Genomic DNA, 16,063 nt, shown 5'->3' with positions numbered 1-16,063 from the left:
TCAGAACCCCTGAGCACTTGCGGTGACCAGCGCCGATTCTTCGGCACGATCGCGAGTAATATCGGCCGTGAGCTTGCCGCCAGACATCACCAGAATGCGGTCAGATACCGCCATAATTTCTTTTAAATCCGAGGTGGAGAAGACAACAGCAATACCCTGTTGTGAAAGCTGTACCATCATGCGAAACACATCGGCTTTCGCTCCAACGTCAATGCCGCGTGTGGGCTCATCAAGGAACAGAATTTTGGGATTGGTAAGGAGGGAGCGACCAATCACCACTTTCTGCTGGTTACCCCCGCTCAGCGCCTGGATTTCAACATCCGGTGAGGACACCTTGATCGACAGATTGCCAATTGTGCTGGCGACGACGGCCTCCTCATCTTTGCGGGCGATGGCAAAGCCGCGCTGCAGGCGACGCCACAGGCTGGCAATAGTCAGATTGCTGGCAACCGAAGAAATGGGGAAAATGCCTGTGCGCTTGCGATCTTCCGGTACCAGACTCATTCCCATACGAATGCGGTCGGCGGTGGTTAAGCGCTGTGGAACTGGCTTGCTGTCGAGCCACAGTTTACCGAGGTAGTTGCGCTCAGTACCCAGCAAGCACTCGAACAATTCGGTTCGTCCTGCCCCCATCAGTCCATAGATACCGACAATTTCGCCCGCGTGGACGTTAAAGGTGACGTCGTTGACCACCGCATTGCCAGCGGCATTGACGCAGGTAATATGTTCCGCTTCGAGAACCGGCGCGCCGAACGTGCGGCCTGGCTCAAGAAAATTACTCACCGGGTCGCTGCCCAGCATTTCGCGCACAATCCACGGCACATCGATATCGCTAACCCTGGCTTCGGCCTGGAATTTTCCATCGCGTAAAATGGTGATCACATCGCCAATCGCCATCAATTCTTCGAGTCGATGAGAGATGTAGATTATCGAAACGCCCTGGCGAGTCAGTTCGCGAATCACGCGAAACAGGATCTCGACTTCGGTTTTACTCAGTGCGGAGGTGGGTTCGTCGAGGATTAGAATGTCAGCGTCCTCTGCCAACGCTTTGGCGATTTCAACCAGCTGTTGCTGTCCGACTTTGAGATTGCCGACCAGATCGCGGGGTGAAATGGGCTGATCGAGCCGGGTTAGCAGCTCCGCAGTACGCCTCTCCTGTTCGGCCTCATCAATGGGGGTCATGCCTTTTTGGATCTCCCGGCCAAGGAAAATATTTTCCGCGACGGTGAGATTCTCAAACAGGTTAAGCTCCTGATGCACCATACCAATCCCGTGCGCAGCGGCGTCCCGGGTATTGGCGAAGCGAACAGGGTTGCCATTGAGCGTCATCTCGCCGCTGCTGGGCTGCTGAACGCCTGCGAGGATCTTCATCAGCGTGGATTTCCCCGCACCGTTTTCGCCAATAATCACGTTGACCTTACCGCGCCACACCTGATAATCCACGCTGTCCAGCGCAATCGTGCCGGGAAACAGCATTGAGATGGCATGTGTGCGCAGGATGATGTCATCTGCTGAGGAATTATTCATCAGTGTGCCTCCTGTTCCAGCGCTAAGGCTGCCGCGTTTTCCGCTTTTCCGGCATTCAGCGTTACGGCGAACAGTACCGTGGCACGCTTCCCTTGCCAGCTTTCGTCCACTGCGGGAAAGTGTTTTACTGCTTCGCGGTTATACGCCCGGGAAAGCTGGGCAAACTGAACCTGGTTAGTGAAGTCTTCAAACTTAAACCCACTCGCATCGCGAATCGCATTGCCGCGCATCACCGGGCCTATTTGGATGGTGACAGGGGCGTCATTGACCTTCATCACAATGCTTTTCTCGCGCCCATTGGTGGTGTCGACGTTCTCAATCTGACTGGTCAGGCGCACAAACACGCTTTCGGCAGTGGGTGAGGGCGTCTTCAGGCGTGCGCTCAGCGCTGACGCATCCAGAGCGTGCTGCTTTGCCGCATCCAGGACGCGGGATTGCCAGGTTTGTTGCGCGATCTGCTCGGGTGTTTGATTGTCGAAACTGGCTTTGGCCTGTGGGTCGGCCGGGATAATGGGGTTGCCGTTTTCGTCGAGGTCAACTACCGTGCAGGCCGTCAGCAACAGGGTGGCGCACCCAACCAGTGCAGCACCCCATTGTGTTAACGACATAGTGCCTCCGCTTAGTGGCTCAGGTTGAATTTACTCAGCTTGCTGGCATTGGTTTCATCAATCAGCACGCAATCCATGAGCTGTTTTTCTTCTTTCTGTGCTTTGCCGTTTTTCAGGTAGTAATCAGCCTGCTCAACCGCCATTTGTGCCTGCTGCCAGCCGGGCTGAAGGACGGTCGCTTTAATGTTGCTTTTGTTGATGATGGAATCTCGGGTGTAGTCGCTGCCGTCAAAACCCACTACGATGACATTGTTTTTCCCAGCAGCCTTCAGGGCTGCCTCTGCGCCCAGCGCCATGGTGTCGTTGCCGGAAATGACACCGACGATATCAGGGTTGGTTTGTAAAATAGCTTCCATACGGGTAAAGGCTTCAGTTTGACTCCAGTTCGCCGTTTGCTGGGCGACCATTTTCATGTCCGGATAGTCGTCGAGCACATCGTGATACCCCTGTGAGCGCACATGCGCGTTGGTGTCGGACTGGCGTCCCAGCAGCTCAACGTACTTGCCTTTTCCATCCAGTAGTTTGGCGAATTTCTCTGCGCCGAGCTGCGCGCCCTGGTAGTTATTCGACACGATTTGCGCGACTGCGATGCCGGTCTTATTAATTTCACGATCGATGAGGAATGCAGGCACGCCCGCCGCTTTGGCTTTTTCCAGTGGACCAACGGTGGCATCGGCGCCCGCATTATCGAGAATGATGGCTTTCGCTTTTCGGGCTATGGCGGTCTCAATCAGTTGGTTTTGTTTATTGACATCATCGTCATGAGAGGCGACCAACGTGGTATATCCCAGCTCTTTCGCTTTGGCGACCGCGCCGTCGGCTTCGGCTTTAAAGAACGGGTTGTCGTGTGAAGGGGTGATAATCGCAATCAGTCCGTTGTCAGCAGCATACAGCGAACCCGATGTGGTAAGGATCGAGGCCAGTAATACGGATTTAATCAGGGTCTTGTTCATCTTTTTCTCCACTTTGAATATTTATTCAAATATGATTTATTATTCAAGATAACGATAAGTCGAGATAATCGAACTGTCTACGATTTGCGCAGCTAATTTCTTAAAAGGAGAAAAGGATCACGATCCTGACTGCGTGGGTACACACAGGGTTATGATGTTTTTATCGCGTTGAAACCAATGCACGCTAATTTCCTGATTGGCGAGGTTAGGCGAAAATGATGGCATGATTTGCAATGTTAATTGCTGAGTCGTGAGTGTGGTGATTTTTGCGCTGGTGAAACCTGGTAATCCGGATGCCTGAGTGGAAAACGCCTTATACAGGCTCTCCTTGGCGCTGAATGCCAGAGTTAAGGCGAGCGGAAAGGGCAGTTCAGAATGATGCAAAATCGGTCGTTCGTGGTTATCGATAATACCGTCAGTCAGCTCAACAGCGGTTTGTGGCGTAAAAATAGCTTCTATATCCAGCCCGACGGGATGCGTCGATACCACCGCCAGCGCAGTTGATGCACTGTGGCTGATGCTGCCAAACAACTTTTGTGGCCACAGCGGTTGGCGTTGCGCGCCGATGCCGGGTACGGTTTTGATACCGTATTCACGTAATGCATGTACTGCGGCAATACGCCCTGCTAAGTGCTCAGCTTTACGCTTACGTCCATTGGACAGAAGCTGAGAGTGGTGGGGGAGCCAGAGCAGGTCGTGCTCATGGAAGCTGTCGGGATCGAACTCGACAATGTGCAGCGTGTGTCCTGCGAAAGTGAGCGGTGTGTGCGTTGTGTGCATCATAGTTATGGTTTCCCTCTCCCCGCAGCGAGGAGAGGGAAAGCGTTATCAGAAGTGTGTGTTAACGCTCATGAACCACGTCCGGCCCGGTTCGTTATAGGTGTACGCGCCAGCGCCCGCCATATAGTCGCCAGTTTTGATATCACTGGTTGTTTGGGCATTACCTTCACGCCACAGACGTTTGTCGAAGACGTTATCCACGCCGCCGGTCAGGCTGACGTTTTTCGTCACATCCCAGGTCGCGCTCAGGCCGACGATGCTGTACGGGCTCACTTCCTGGGCTGAACTGCCGGTCACCGGTTTACCCTGGTAATCATATTTCTTCGGCTGTTGTTTGCCGTACCAGGTAAAGGTGGATTGCAGTGACAAATCTTCACGCGCCTGCCAGCTTAGCGTTGAGTTCAGAGTGTATTCAGGAATAATCGACAAGCGTTCGCCGGTCTCTTTATTCTTACTTTGCAGCATGTAAGTGATGTTGTTGGTCCAGGTAACGGTTTCGCTAACCGGTACGTTCAACGTCCCTTCCAGGCCTTCCACCACCGCTTTAGGTACGTTTTCCCACTGATAGATATCGGTGTAGGTTGTTGTTTCTTTACCCGTAGTCGGGTTTTTCTGGGTAATTGACGTTCTGCTTAGCGGTACAGTCCCCGCTTCGATCTTGTTACGGTAATCGTTGCGGAACCAGGTTACGCCGGCCAGCCAACCGTCACGTTTGAACTCCAGACCAATCTCTTTGTTGATACTGGTTTCGGCCTTCAGGTCATCATTGCCCATCATGTAGCAACCAATGCCCGTCGCAGAACCGGTGGCATAGCAGCCCTGGCCTTTGCTGTACAGAATATAGTTCGGGTTAGTCTGGTACAGGCTAGGTGCTTTATAGGCCCGTGCGATACCCATTTTCAGCGTAAAGTCGTCGCCCAGACCTTGGGACAGGTTCAGGGACGGGCTCCAGTTGTCACCAACGACGCTGTGGTGGTCGAAGCGCAGACCCGGCGTCAACATGGTGCTGTCGGTCAGCTCCATGTTATTTTCTGCAAACAGGGAGAAAATTTCAGCCTGTGAATACGGGCTACGATCGGTGCTGCTGGCACCAGGTATGTTCCCGCCCATAAAGGTCTGGGTATTGGAACTCATGTCTTTCATACGCTGCTGGTTCCATTCGGTACCGAGCGTCAGGTTCTGGTTAACCAACAGGTCGAATGGAATGCTAATTTCGCTGTGCAGGGTGACATCCGCCAGGTCAGTGTCGGTAAATTGATTACTGTTAAATAACCCTTCAAGGCCACCTGCCAGACCTTCACCCAAACGGGAGTTACGGGTGTGTTCGTATTGCGCCCAGTTGCTGGTGGTAATGCCGTTGTCCCAGCCGCCGTTCCACGTCAGCGCATAGTTCTGGCGGTACATACGGTTAGTTTCTTTACCGTAGTATTTTTTTACCAGCCCGTTAGTTTTGTTATCGTTGTTGGTGTTTTGAGTGTCACCCGCATACAGGTTGCCCTGACGGCTGTAGCCGGCTTCAAACTCCAGCGATTGCATTGGGGCAAAATCCCAACGCAGCAGACCGTTGATATCTTTGTTTTTTACCCCTTCACGACCCGCAGGCATCGTATCGGCATATGACCCTGTACGTGCTGACTGGTGACCGTCGTTGATGTCCCAGGCATCGGCCTGGGTTTTGTCGAGGTTACCGTTCAGGCGGAAGCTGAAATCTCCGCCCAGCGGGCCATTCAGACTAAAGTTGGTACGCTTGGTTGAACCTTCTTCTTTGTGTTCCGGGGCGTTGAAATAGGTATTCCAGGAACCATGCCACTCATCGCCGCCTTTCTTGGTGATGATATTCACCACACCGCCAGCTGCGCCATTGCCATAGCGTGCTGCGGCAGGACCGCGCAGCACTTCAATACGTTCAATCATTTCCGGAGCAACCCATGCGGTATCGCCGCGGGTATCGCGCTCGCCGCGCCAGCCCTGGCGCACGGAGTTACGGCTGGTAACCGGTTTACCGTCGATCAAAATCAGGGTGTTTTCTGGCCCCATGCCGCGAATATCGATCTGGCGGTTGTTGCCGCGCTGACCGCTGGTTGAGTTACCGGTCAGGTTAACGCCAGGCATGGTACGGATGATTTCCGACACGTCGCGAGCGGGAGGGTTCTTACGAATTTCATCAGCGGTAATGGTTGAAACGCCCGGCGCCTGCAGGTTCTGCTGGGCGGCGGTAACGACGATGGTGTCTTCATGAGAGACAGCGACGCTATCGGTTTGATCTTCTGCCATTGCTGGCAGGGCTACCCCGTAAATCCCTAAATTGACCAATAAGGCCAGTGAATGAATCTTGTTGTTCATTGTATGTCCTGCTGTTCTTTTAGCCACGAGTACCAATGTGCCGTGGTGCGGCATTTGGTCTGATGTCGCCCGCATCTGCGTAAACTATCCATTCCAGAAAAAGTACGCAGCGCCAGGTCGGTTTATAAGTGGTGAAAAACTGTACGCGCTTCCCACAGCGCGACAATACGCTATTGCAAATGCAAATAGTTATCAATAATATTATCAATATATTTCACGCTAGATCATAAAATTTCACAATAAACATGGGGTTATGGCTGTGACGACGTTAAAGATGGGAAGCGAGGCGTGGTGGCAGTCGAAAAAAGGCCCGGAATGGGAGCGTGAAGACAACGGAAATTATCGGGTAACCTTCTGGTGGCGTGACCCACAGGGAACGGAAAAAGAGTCAGCCATTCATCGCGTTTGGGTTTATATCACCGGCGTCACCGACCACCATCAAAATGCCACCCCTCAGTCGATGCGACGCATTGATGGAACAAATGTTTGGTGCTGGAGTGTTTCCCTCAGCGCCAACTGGCGCGGCAGCTACTGTTTTATCCCAACAGCACGAAACGATATCTTTTCCTCGCTGGCGGTGGGCGCAGCGCCTGACCGAAGCGTACTGCGTGAAGGCTGGCGGCAATTGCTGCCGCAGGCCATTGCCGATCCCCTTAATCCGCAGAGCTGGCGGGGCGGTCGCGGCCATGCGGTGTCTGCGCTGGAAATGCCGGAGGCGCCCGTACAGCCCGGATGGGATCGCCCTGAAAATCCCGACTCGCCCGCTGTTTGTCTGCAATGGCGTAGCGCCAGACTCGGCAATACGCGTCGCGTATGGGTGTTTACCACTGGTGATGCTCAACCGGATTCTCGCCCGTTGGCTATCCTGCTGGACGGGCAGTTTTGGGCACAGAGTATGCCGGTCTGGCCTGCACTGACTTCGCTCACCCATCGCGGACACCTTCCTCCTGCCGTTTATCTCCTGATTGATGCCATTGATACGTCTCATCGTAGCCATGAGCTACCGTGTAATGCGGATTTTTGGTTGGCGGTGCAGGAGGAGCTATTACCACTGGTGAAGACGACGACCGCGTTTAGTGACGACCCGCAGCATACCGTCGTCGCCGGGCAAAGTTTTGGCGGGTTGTCATCGCTGTATGCCGGGCTGAACTGGCCCGCGCGCTTTGGCTGTGTACTTAGCCAGTCGGGTTCTTACTGGTGGCCGCATCGTGGTGGTCATCAGGACGGGGCGATCGTCGAGCAACTGAAGACCGGGAGCATCAGCGCTCAGGGGTTGCGTATTGTCCTGGAAACGGGGATCCGCGAGCCCATTATTTATCGCGCTAATCAGGCGTTATATGCCCAGTTACCTTCTGCACCACAGTCTATTTTCTGGCGTCAGGTTGATGGCGGACACGATGCGCTTTGCTGGCGCGGCGGTCTGATGCAAGGGCTAATGACGCTCTGGCAACCGCTTACCGACACGATTTAACCGGACGATGTTCCACGACAGGAGTTGAGTATGGAATTCAGTAACCCCTTCGATAATCCGCAGGGTCAGTTTTACATTCTGCAAAATCCCCAACGTCAGTTTAGCCTGTGGCCGCAGCAGTGTTCACTTCCTGCTGGCTGGCAAATTGCTTGCGAACCCCAATCCCAGGAAGCCTGCCAGCAATGGCTGGAAGCAAACTGGACCACGCTGACGCCAGCGAACTACGTTGATGTACAGGAGGCTCCATGACTCAGCGTTTACCGTTAGTGGCGGCTCAGCCGGGGATCTGGATGGCGGAAAAACTCTCCACATTGCCCTCGGCGTGGAGCGTGGCGCACTACGTAGAATTAACCGGCGAACTGGATGCGTCGTTGCTGGCGAAAGCGGTTGTGGCGGGCCTGGAGCAGGCCGATACCCTGCGGATGCGGTTTAGCGAAGATAACGGTGAGGTCTGGCAATGGGTGGATTCTGCGCTCGCCTTTGCGCAACCTGAAATTATCGACTTGCGCGATAAATCTGCTCCACATGAGGCAGCGCGTGCGTTGATGCAGGCAGATCTGCAGCAGGACATACGTGCTGACGGCAATAAGCCGCTGGTTTTTCACCTGCTTATACAGGTGGGAGAAAAGCGTTGGTATTGGTATCAACGTTACCATCATTTGCTGGTCGATGGCTTCAGTTTTCCGGCCATTACCCGCCAGATAGCCGCAATTTATCGCGCATGGCTACACGGCGAGCCTACGCCAGACTCGCCTTTTACGCCGTTCGCCGAGGTGGTGGAAGAGTATCAACAGTACCGTCAAAGCGATGCCTGGCAACGCGACGGTGCCTTCTGGAGCGAGCAGCGAAAGCAACTCCCGCCTCCTGCTTCGCTGTCAAACAATCCGTTGCCGGGACGGTCGGCCAGTGCGGATATTATTCGTATGAAGTTAACCGCGCCTGAAGGGGCGTTTCGCCGGCTTGCGGCACGTATGCCTGACGTTCAGCGTGCGGATCTGGCCCTCGCGCTGGTGGCATTGTGGCTGGGACGTTTATGCAGCCGAATGGATTATGCCGCCGGGTTTATCTTTATGCGGCGCATGGGGTCGGCGGCGTTGACGTCCACTGGACCTGTTTTAAACGTACTGCCATTTGGTGTGAGGCTGGATGCGGCAGAAAGCTTGCCTGCGTTAGCACAACGACTAGCCGGACAGTTGAAGAAAATGCGTCGGCATCAACGTTATGATGCCGAACAAATCGTTCGTGACAGCGGGCGTGCAGCCGGTGCAGAGCCGCTGTTTGGCCCGGTGCTGAACGTGAAAATATTCGACTATCAGCTGAATATTCCCGGCGTTCAGGCGCAAACCCACACGCTGGCGACAGGGCCGGTGAACGATCTTGAACTGGCGTTATTCCCGGATGAAAACGGTGGGCTGAGTATTGAAATCCTGGCCAATAAACAGCGCTACGATGCAGAAACGCTGGCGCAGCATGCCTCGCGTTTAATCGGGCTTATCGAGCAGTTTGCTGACAATCCGGCGCTATGCTGCGGTGACGTCGGGATGCTGTTGCCAACAGAACATGAGCGGCTGGCGAAGATTAATGAAACCACCGTGGAGATCCCCTCCACTACACTGAGCGCGCTGGCGGCACAGCAGGCCGATAAAACGCCGGATGCCCCGGCGCTGGCCGATGCCCGTTATCAGTTTAGCTATCGTGAAATGCGCCAGCAGGTTGTGGCGTTGGCGAGCCTTTTGCGTGAACGCGGTGTCAAGCCTGGCGACAGCGTAGCTGTGGCATTACCACGTTCTGTGTTCCTGACGCTGGCGCTGCACGGTATTGTGGAAGCCGGAGCTGCCTGGCTGCCGTTGGATACCGGATACCCGGACGATCGCCTGCGGATGATGCTCGAAGACGCGAAGCCAAAATTGTTGATCGCGACCGATGAGCAACTGGCGCGCTTTAGCGATATCCCAGGGCTGGAAAGTCTGTGCTATGACTCGCCGCTGCCAGCAGAAGATGCTGCTCCGCTGGCGCTATCACAACCCAATCATACGGCCTATATCATTTTTACTTCCGGCTCTACTGGTAGACCAAAAGGGGTGATGGTTGGGCAAACCGCCATCGTTAACCGTCTGCTGTGGATGCAAAATCACTATCCGCTGACTGCGGATGATGTGGTGGCGCAAAAAACACCGTGCAGTTTTGACGTCTCGGTATGGGAGTTTTTCTGGCCGTTTATTGCTGGGGCAAAACTGGTAATGGCAGAACCTGAGGCGCACCGCGATCCGCTGGCGATGCAGCAATTCTTTGCTCGTTATGGGGTGACGACCACGCACTTTGTCCCCTCTATGTTGGCCGCTTTTGTCGCTTCACTGACGCCGGAAACCGCGCGGGAGAGTTGTGCCTCGCTGAAACGGGTATTTTGCAGCGGTGAAGCCTTGCCTGCAGATTTATGCCGAGAGTGGGAACAGTTAACTCATGCGCCGCTGCACAATTTGTACGGACCAACGGAAGCAGCGGTTGATGTGAGCTGGTATCCGGCCTGGGGAGAAGATCTCGCAGCCATAACTGGCAACAGCGTACCGATTGGCTATCCGGTATGGAATACCGGTTTACGTATCCTGGATGCCATGATGCGCCCGATGCCTTTCGGCGTGGCTGGTGACTTATATCTGACTGGGATCCAACTGGCGCAAGGTTATCTGGGCCGTCCGGATCTGACCGCAAGCCGCTTTATCGCCGATCCGTTTAACGCTGGTGAACGTATGTACCGTACCGGAGATGTGGCGCGCTGGCTGGAAAATGGCGCGGTGGAATATCTTGGGCGCAGCGATGACCAGCTTAAAATTCGCGGACAGCGTATTGAGCTCGGCGAGATTGACCGGGTGATGCAGCAGCTGCCTGATGTCGAGCATGCCGTTGCCCACGCCTGCGTATTCAACCAGGCGGCGGCGACAGGTGGCGATGCGCGTCAACTGGTGGGGTATCTGGTGTCGCAATCGGGTTTACCGCTGGATACGTCAGCGTTGCGGGAAAAGCTGCGTGAAAAATTGCCTGCGCATATGGTGCCGACGGTATTGTTGCAGTTGGCGGAGCTGCCGCTTAGCGCGAACGGTAAACTTGATCGTAAAGCGCTGCCGATGCCGCAGTTGACGTCGCGTGTTTCCGGGCGCGCACCGCGAGCAGGGACTGAAACCACCATCGCACAGTCTTTTGCGGCTTTGCTGAATTGCGAGGTGAATGACGCGGCGGCAGACTTCTTTGCGCTTGGTGGGCATTCGCTGCTGGCGATGAAGTTGGCAGCGCAGTTGAGCCGGGTTTTTGAGCGTCAGGTGACGCCGGGGCAGATTATGGTGGCCTCTACCGTTGAACAACTGAGCGCTCTGCTGGAGACCACTGATGATGAACAGTCGCAGCATCTGGGATTTGAGACGCTGCTACCACTGCGTGAAAGTCATGGCCCTACGCTGTTCTGTTTCCATCCGGCGTCGGGTTTTGCCTGGCAGTTTAGCGTGCTGTCACGATATCTTAGCCCGCAGTGGTCGATTATAGGTATTCAGTCGCCACGACCGGATGGGCCTATGCAGACGGCGGAAAACCTCGACGCAGTATGCGAACATCACCTGGCAACGTTGCTCAGTCAACAACCTCACGGGCCTTACTATTTATTAGGTTATTCGCTGGGCGGCACGCTGGCACAGGGGATCGCCGCGCGCCTACATGCCAGAGGAGAGACGGTTGCATTCCTCGGACTGTTGGATACCTGGCCGCCAGAAACGCAAAACTGGCAAGAAAAAGAGGCTAATGGGTTGGATCCAGCGGTACTGGCGGAGATCGAGCGTGAACGCGAAGCGTTTCTGGCGGCGCAGCAGGGGAATGCGTCAGAGGCTTTATTTAACGCTATCGAAGGCAACTACGCCGATGCGGTTCGTCTACTCACCACGGCGCACAGCGTGCCGTTTGCAGGCCACGCCACGCTGTTCGTTGCTGAGCGCACGTTAGTACCGGGTGTGAGCCCTGAACGCAGTTGGTCGCCGTGGATATCCAGCCTGGATGTATACCGCCATGACTGCGCGCATGTTGATATTATTTCGCCCACTGCGTTTGAGTCGATAGGGCCTGTAATAAATACACTGATTAATAAATCTGTGTAACAAGACGAATAATGCTATCGCGGTGATCGAACAGCTTCATGATGTAAATGATATGTTATGAAGCTGTTATTTTTCATGTGATGCAAAGTGATGAAAGGGGTGAATAAATTCCGAATATAATTTTTGGTAGGGCGACAAGCACAAAGAGTGTTTCGGATAATTCTGACTAGCTGGTAGACTTCTCCCACAGGAATGTTTTTCTTTTAGGAAAGTTTTCAGGTCACGCAACATGTCATCATTAAATATAAAGCAAGATAACGTTTCGGAATTTACTGGGTATCCTCAGCCAACGGCAAACGCAAATGAAATCGATTTAGTTAACCTCATCGAAATTTTATGGCGCGCCAGAACAAAAATTATAGCGACCATTTTCGCCTTTGCTTGTGTGGGTATTCTGGTCTCTTTCCTGCTGCCGCAAAAATGGACCAGCGAGGCTATCGTGACACCGGCAGAACCGGTTCAATGGCAGGATCTTGAGAATACGTTGACAAAATTGCGCGTGCTGGATATGGATATCAGCGTGAGTCGTGGTGATGTGTTTAATCTGTTTATCAAAAAATTCCAGTCACCTTCATTGTTAGAAGAGTATCTACGCTCTTCGCCTTACGTGATGGAGCAATTGAAAGGTGCAGATATCGACGAAATGGATCTGCATCGGGCAATTGTCAGACTCAGTGAGAAAATGAAAGCGGTTGATACTAACCAGGGTAAGAAGAATGAAACCTCGCTGTATACCGCGTGGACGTTGAGCTTTACCGCACCTCAGGCTGAAGAAGCCCAGACTGTGCTGAAGGGGTATATCCAGTATATTTCTGACATTGTGGTGAAAGAAACGCTGGAAGATATTCGCAACAAGCTGTCCATCAAAACCAGCTATGAGAAAGAAAGACTGGAGATGGATCGCGTCAGGCTCAAGAACCAGCTGGAAGCAAATATTCAGCGACTCAACTACTCGTTGGAGATTGCCAATGCTGCCGGGATTAAAAAGCCGGTCTACAGTAATGGCCAGGCGGTGAAGGATGACCCCGATTTCTCTATTTCACTGGGTGCTGACGGCATCGCACGTAAATTAGAAATAGAAAAATCAGTAACGGATGTTACTGAAATTAACGGTGAATTACGTAATCGCCAATATCACGTTGAGCAACTGTTAGCGATGAATGTGAGCGACGTAAAATTCACGCCGTTTAAATATCAACTTACGCCTTCGCTGCCGGTGAAAAAAGATGGTCCGGCTAAATCAATGATCGTTATTCTGGCCGCATTATTGGGTGGAATGGTGGCGTGTGGTGGCGTACTGCTGAACTACGCTATGATGTCGCGTAAGCAAAAAATGACGTTTATTGATCAGCAACTGGTGTGATGAATTGTCGTATGGCGGCAAGTTGGCCGCCATACGGTATCACTTGTTATTTGTTACGTCCGAGCGGTACCACTAACGGCGTTCCGGCAACCGGATCGTCGATAATCATACAGCGCAACCCATAGATTTTTTCAATAAGCTGTGCGGTGACTATCTCCTTCGGCGCACCCTCGGCAATAATTTTTCCGTCCCGCAGCGCAATCAGATGCGTCGCATAGCGACAGGCCTGATTGAGGTCGTGCAAAACGGCGGCCAGCGTGTAGCCTTTCTCCCGGTTTAACTCACTCAGTAGTTCCAGCAGATCGATCTGATGACTGATATCCAGCCAGGTGGTGGGTTCATCGAGCAGCATAATCGACGTTTCCTGCGCCAGCACCATCGCAATCCATGCACGCTGACGTTGTCCGCCGGAAAGGGTATCCACGCTTTGTGATGCCAGGTGGGTAATTCCCGTCGCCTGCATGGCGTTTGAGACCGCAATTTCATCCTCTTGCCGCCAGCGGGTAAACAGCGGCTGGTGCGGGTAGCGCCCGCGGGCAACCAGCTCCTGTACCGTAATATCTCCCGGCGTGGTGGCGTTTTGCGCCAGCAAACCTATTCTGCGGGCGACTTCTTTGCTGGCATAGTGCTGAATATGCTCGCCGTCGAGCCAGACCTTGCCGTTCGCGGGCGTCATCAGACGACTCAGCGTGCGCAGTAGCGTTGATTTTCCGCAGCCGTTTGGCCCGATAATCGCGGTGAAATGGCCGTCGGGAATCGACACATTGAGGTTTTCCGCTACGGTAAACTTGCCATAACCCAGCGTTAACTGGTCGCCACGCAAACGGGCTACTGATTCGATCATTTTTTGCGGGACTCCTGAATTAACAAGACGATAAGATAAATACCGCCGAGGCTTACGGTGACAACGCCCACCGGAAGCTGATAAGGCATAAACAGCTGTTGGGCGCATAAATCTGCCATCAGCAGCAGCAAGGCGCCGCACAGTGCTGACAGGGTTAATCCCCAGCGTGATGTGCCGCTTATACGTCGTGCGATATGCGGCGCGACAAGGGCAATAAACGAGATAGGACCGGCCAGCGCGGTGGCGGCAGCGGTCAGTACTACCGCAACCAGCATCATCATCAGGCGTGAACGCTCTACGCTGACGCCAAGCGCACAAGCACTGTCATCACCCATTTCCAGTAAGCGCATCCGGCGCACCAGCAGCGTGGCGCACACCAGCATGATGATAATCAGTGGGGCAGACGGCCAGGTTTTGGCCCAGGTCAGGCCATTGAGCGATCCGGCATTCCACAGCCCGGCCGTCAGCGCGGTTTCTAGTGATGCTTTCAGCAGTAGCCAGGTGTTGAATGCCACCAGCATGGCGCGAATGCCGATACCGATAATAATCAGCCGGAAGGTGTCGATGCCATTGCGCCAGGCGAGCGCCCAGACCACAAGAGACGTCAGGATCCCACCCAGCATGGCCGCCAGCGCGATAGCGGTGAGATGCTGTCCGAACAGCACCATAGCCACCAGCACGCCGCTCCAGGCCCCGGTGTTGAAACCCATCACATCCGGGCTGCCCAACGGGTTGCGCATCAGCGACTGAAATATTGCGCCGCTCACGCCGAGCGCTGCGCCAATCAATAGCGCCATGAGCACGCGTGGCAAACGCCATTCGGTTACCACCAGCGTAATACTGCGCGGCGCATCACCGAGCAGGGCGGCAATAATTTGCTCGGTTTCCAGCGTGACAACGCCGCTACGCAGGCTCCACAAAGCAATGACGAGACAACCTGCAACCAGCAGCAGGCTGCTGATTATCAGGCGGCGGGAGAGGTGCATCATGCGCCACCTCCGCGCGATTTACGGCGTACCAGAAAGATAAGCACCGGTGCGCCGATGAAAGCGCTGACCACCGACACGCGCAGTTCGCCGGGGACAATCAGGCGACCGATGATATCGGCAATCAGTAACAGAGAAGGGGTTGCCAACAGGGTTACGGGCAGTGACCAGCGGTGGTCCGCCCCCACCAGCCAGCGCGCCATGTGCGGCATCATCAGGCCGATAAAGGCGATAGGACCGACAATCGCGGTCGCGCTGCCGCACAGTACGGTAATAACCAGTAGACCAATAAACTGCGTGCGAGCGACTTTACTGCCAAGCGCGGTAGCGGTGTCGCTGCCGAGGCTCAGGCTATTCAGGGCGCGACTGAGGAACAGTGCGACAGCCGCGGCAATCAGTACCGGTACCAGCACAACCTTCAGCGTTTGCAGGCTGCGGATATCCAGTGAGCCGGCTTGCCAGAAACGCAGCTGATCGTAAACGTCCGGGTTGAGCAGGGCGATGCCGGTGGATAATCCTTCCAGAACCGCGCCCAGCGCAACGCCCGCCAGCGTCAGACGTACCGGGCTTAACTGCCCGCCGCCCTGACTGCCGGTAAATGCCACGATCAGCGACGCAGCCAGCGCACCGCAAAAGGCCATCAGCAGCTGCTCTTGCGCAGAGGAAAAACCGAACAGCGCGGCCCCCAGCACAATAGCGAAGCTGGCGCCGGAGCTGACACCCAGAATGCCGGGATCGGCGAGAGGGTTACGCGTGAGCGTTTGCATTAATGCGCCAGCCAGGCCCAGCGCACCACCGGCGAGCAGCCCCGCCAGCGTGCGCGGCAGGCGCGCGTCCAGCACGATGGTGCAATCAGCACTTTGACAACTGCCGGTGAGCGCATCCAGCACCACGGAGGCAGGTAGCGACTTGGCGCCAATAACCAGACTTAATACCGTGATGAGAACAAGTAATAACAATAGTCCGGGCACAGCGAAGGCGCGTGTCGCGGAAACAGAGCATGACATATCAACTTCCCTGATAATGATAGTAATTATCGTTATCGATCTTAT

12 protein-coding genes are annotated in these 16,063 nt (G+C 54.4%); 4 read left to right on the top strand and 8 right to left on the bottom strand.

The features are described 5' to 3' along the window. The 5 genes from BZK41_RS01835 to BZK41_RS01815 form a co-directional block, all read right to left on the bottom strand. Positions 1-1,527, bottom strand: a complete 1,527-nt coding sequence (locus BZK41_RS01835) for a sugar ABC transporter ATP-binding protein (protein WP_172313036.1) — start codon at positions 1,525-1,527, stop codon at positions 1-3. After that, positions 1,527-2,135: a DUF2291 family protein gene (locus BZK41_RS01830; protein WP_079936972.1), complete on the bottom strand. Its 609-nt coding sequence runs from the start codon at positions 2,133-2,135 to the stop codon at positions 1,527-1,529. Before BZK41_RS01830 ends, BZK41_RS01835 begins: the two co-directional genes overlap by 1 nt. Before the next feature lie 11 nt (positions 2,136-2,146). Continuing rightward, positions 2,147-3,088, bottom strand: coding sequence for a D-ribose ABC transporter substrate-binding protein (locus BZK41_RS01825; protein ID WP_079936971.1), 942 nt, complete (start codon positions 3,086-3,088; stop codon positions 2,147-2,149). A 117-nt stretch (positions 3,089-3,205) separates the two neighbouring features. Continuing rightward, positions 3,206-3,868 carry an enterobactin synthase subunit EntD gene (gene entD / locus BZK41_RS01820; protein WP_079937020.1) on the bottom strand — a complete coding sequence of 221 codons (663 nt, stop codon included), beginning with the start codon at positions 3,866-3,868 and terminating at the stop codon, positions 3,206-3,208. A 48-nt stretch (positions 3,869-3,916) separates the two neighbouring features. After that, positions 3,917-6,211 (bottom strand): TonB-dependent siderophore receptor, encoded by a 2,295-nt coding sequence (locus BZK41_RS01815; RefSeq protein WP_003022009.1) that lies wholly within the window; start codon positions 6,209-6,211, stop codon positions 3,917-3,919. A gap of 253 nt (positions 6,212-6,464) precedes the next feature. Between BZK41_RS01815 and fes the strand changes: the two genes are divergently transcribed. The 4 genes from fes (at position 6,465) to wzz(fepE) (ending at position 13,181) form a co-directional block, all read left to right on the top strand. Continuing rightward, positions 6,465-7,682, top strand: coding sequence for an enterochelin esterase (fes, locus tag BZK41_RS01810; protein ID WP_079936970.1), 1,218 nt, complete (start codon positions 6,465-6,467; stop codon positions 7,680-7,682). 30 nt (positions 7,683-7,712) lie between these two features. Continuing rightward, positions 7,713-7,931: an MbtH family protein gene (locus BZK41_RS01805; RefSeq protein WP_060682604.1), complete on the top strand. Its 219-nt coding sequence runs from the start codon at positions 7,713-7,715 to the stop codon at positions 7,929-7,931. Continuing rightward, on the top strand, positions 7,928-11,818 hold the full coding sequence (gene entF / locus BZK41_RS01800; protein ID WP_079936969.1) for an enterobactin non-ribosomal peptide synthetase EntF: 3,891 nt from the start codon (positions 7,928-7,930) through the stop codon (positions 11,816-11,818). Before BZK41_RS01805 ends, entF begins: the two co-directional genes overlap by 4 nt. A gap of 229 nt (positions 11,819-12,047) precedes the next feature. Further along, positions 12,048-13,181: an LPS O-antigen length regulator Wzz(fepE) gene (wzz(fepE), locus tag BZK41_RS01795; protein ID WP_079936968.1), complete on the top strand. Its 1,134-nt coding sequence runs from the start codon at positions 12,048-12,050 to the stop codon at positions 13,179-13,181. Between the two features lie 46 nt (positions 13,182-13,227). Here wzz(fepE) and fepC read toward each other — a convergent pair whose 3' ends face one another. Genes fepC through fepD form a run of 3 tightly spaced genes read right to left on the bottom strand, consistent with a single transcriptional unit; the run spans position 13,228 to position 16,018 of the window. Next, entirely contained in the window at positions 13,228-14,025 is a 798-nt protein-coding gene (gene fepC, locus BZK41_RS01790) for an iron-enterobactin ABC transporter ATP-binding protein (protein ID WP_079936967.1), read from the bottom strand. Continuing rightward, positions 14,022-15,014, bottom strand: coding sequence for an iron-enterobactin ABC transporter permease (gene fepG, locus BZK41_RS01785; protein ID WP_079936966.1), 993 nt, complete (start codon positions 15,012-15,014; stop codon positions 14,022-14,024). Before fepG ends, fepC begins: the two co-directional genes overlap by 4 nt. After that, positions 15,011-16,018: a Fe(3+)-siderophore ABC transporter permease gene (gene fepD, locus BZK41_RS01780; RefSeq protein WP_079936965.1), complete on the bottom strand. Its 1,008-nt coding sequence runs from the start codon at positions 16,016-16,018 to the stop codon at positions 15,011-15,013. Before fepD ends, fepG begins: the two co-directional genes overlap by 4 nt. Positions 16,019-16,063: the final 45 nt, after the last annotated feature.

It is taken from the genome of Citrobacter sp. A316 (assembly GCF_002042945.1).
GTDB lineage: Bacteria > Pseudomonadota > Gammaproteobacteria > Enterobacterales > Enterobacteriaceae > Citrobacter > Citrobacter portucalensis.
The sequence above is the reverse complement of the archived record's forward strand: the minus strand, read 5'-3'. Positions and strand labels throughout refer to the sequence as shown.

Excerpts from the sequence above, each read along its gene's own strand:
- BZK41_RS01835 (WP_172313036.1), bottom strand. The coding sequence starts at position 1,527 with ATGAATAATTCCTCAGCAGATGACATCATCCTGCGCACACATGCCATC.
- BZK41_RS01830 (WP_079936972.1), bottom strand. The coding sequence starts at position 2,135 with ATGTCGTTAACACAATGGGGTGCTGCACTGGTTGGGTGCGCCACCCTG.
- BZK41_RS01825 (WP_079936971.1), bottom strand. The coding sequence starts at position 3,088 with ATGAACAAGACCCTGATTAAATCCGTATTACTGGCCTCGATCCTTACC.
- entD (WP_079937020.1), bottom strand. The coding sequence starts at position 3,868 with ATGCACACAACGCACACACCGCTCACTTTCGCAGGACACACGCTGCAC.
- BZK41_RS01815 (WP_003022009.1), bottom strand. The coding sequence starts at position 6,211 with ATGAACAACAAGATTCATTCACTGGCCTTATTGGTCAATTTAGGGATT.
- fes (WP_079936970.1), top strand. The coding sequence starts at position 6,465 with ATGGCTGTGACGACGTTAAAGATGGGAAGCGAGGCGTGGTGGCAGTCG.
- BZK41_RS01805 (WP_060682604.1), top strand. The coding sequence starts at position 7,713 with ATGGAATTCAGTAACCCCTTCGATAATCCGCAGGGTCAGTTTTACATT.
- entF (WP_079936969.1), top strand. The coding sequence starts at position 7,928 with ATGACTCAGCGTTTACCGTTAGTGGCGGCTCAGCCGGGGATCTGGATG.
- fepC (WP_079936967.1), bottom strand. The coding sequence starts at position 14,025 with ATGATCGAATCAGTAGCCCGTTTGCGTGGCGACCAGTTAACGCTGGGT.
- fepG (WP_079936966.1), bottom strand. The coding sequence starts at position 15,014 with ATGATGCACCTCTCCCGCCGCCTGATAATCAGCAGCCTGCTGCTGGTT.
- fepD (WP_079936965.1), bottom strand. The coding sequence starts at position 16,018 with ATGTCATGCTCTGTTTCCGCGACACGCGCCTTCGCTGTGCCCGGACTA.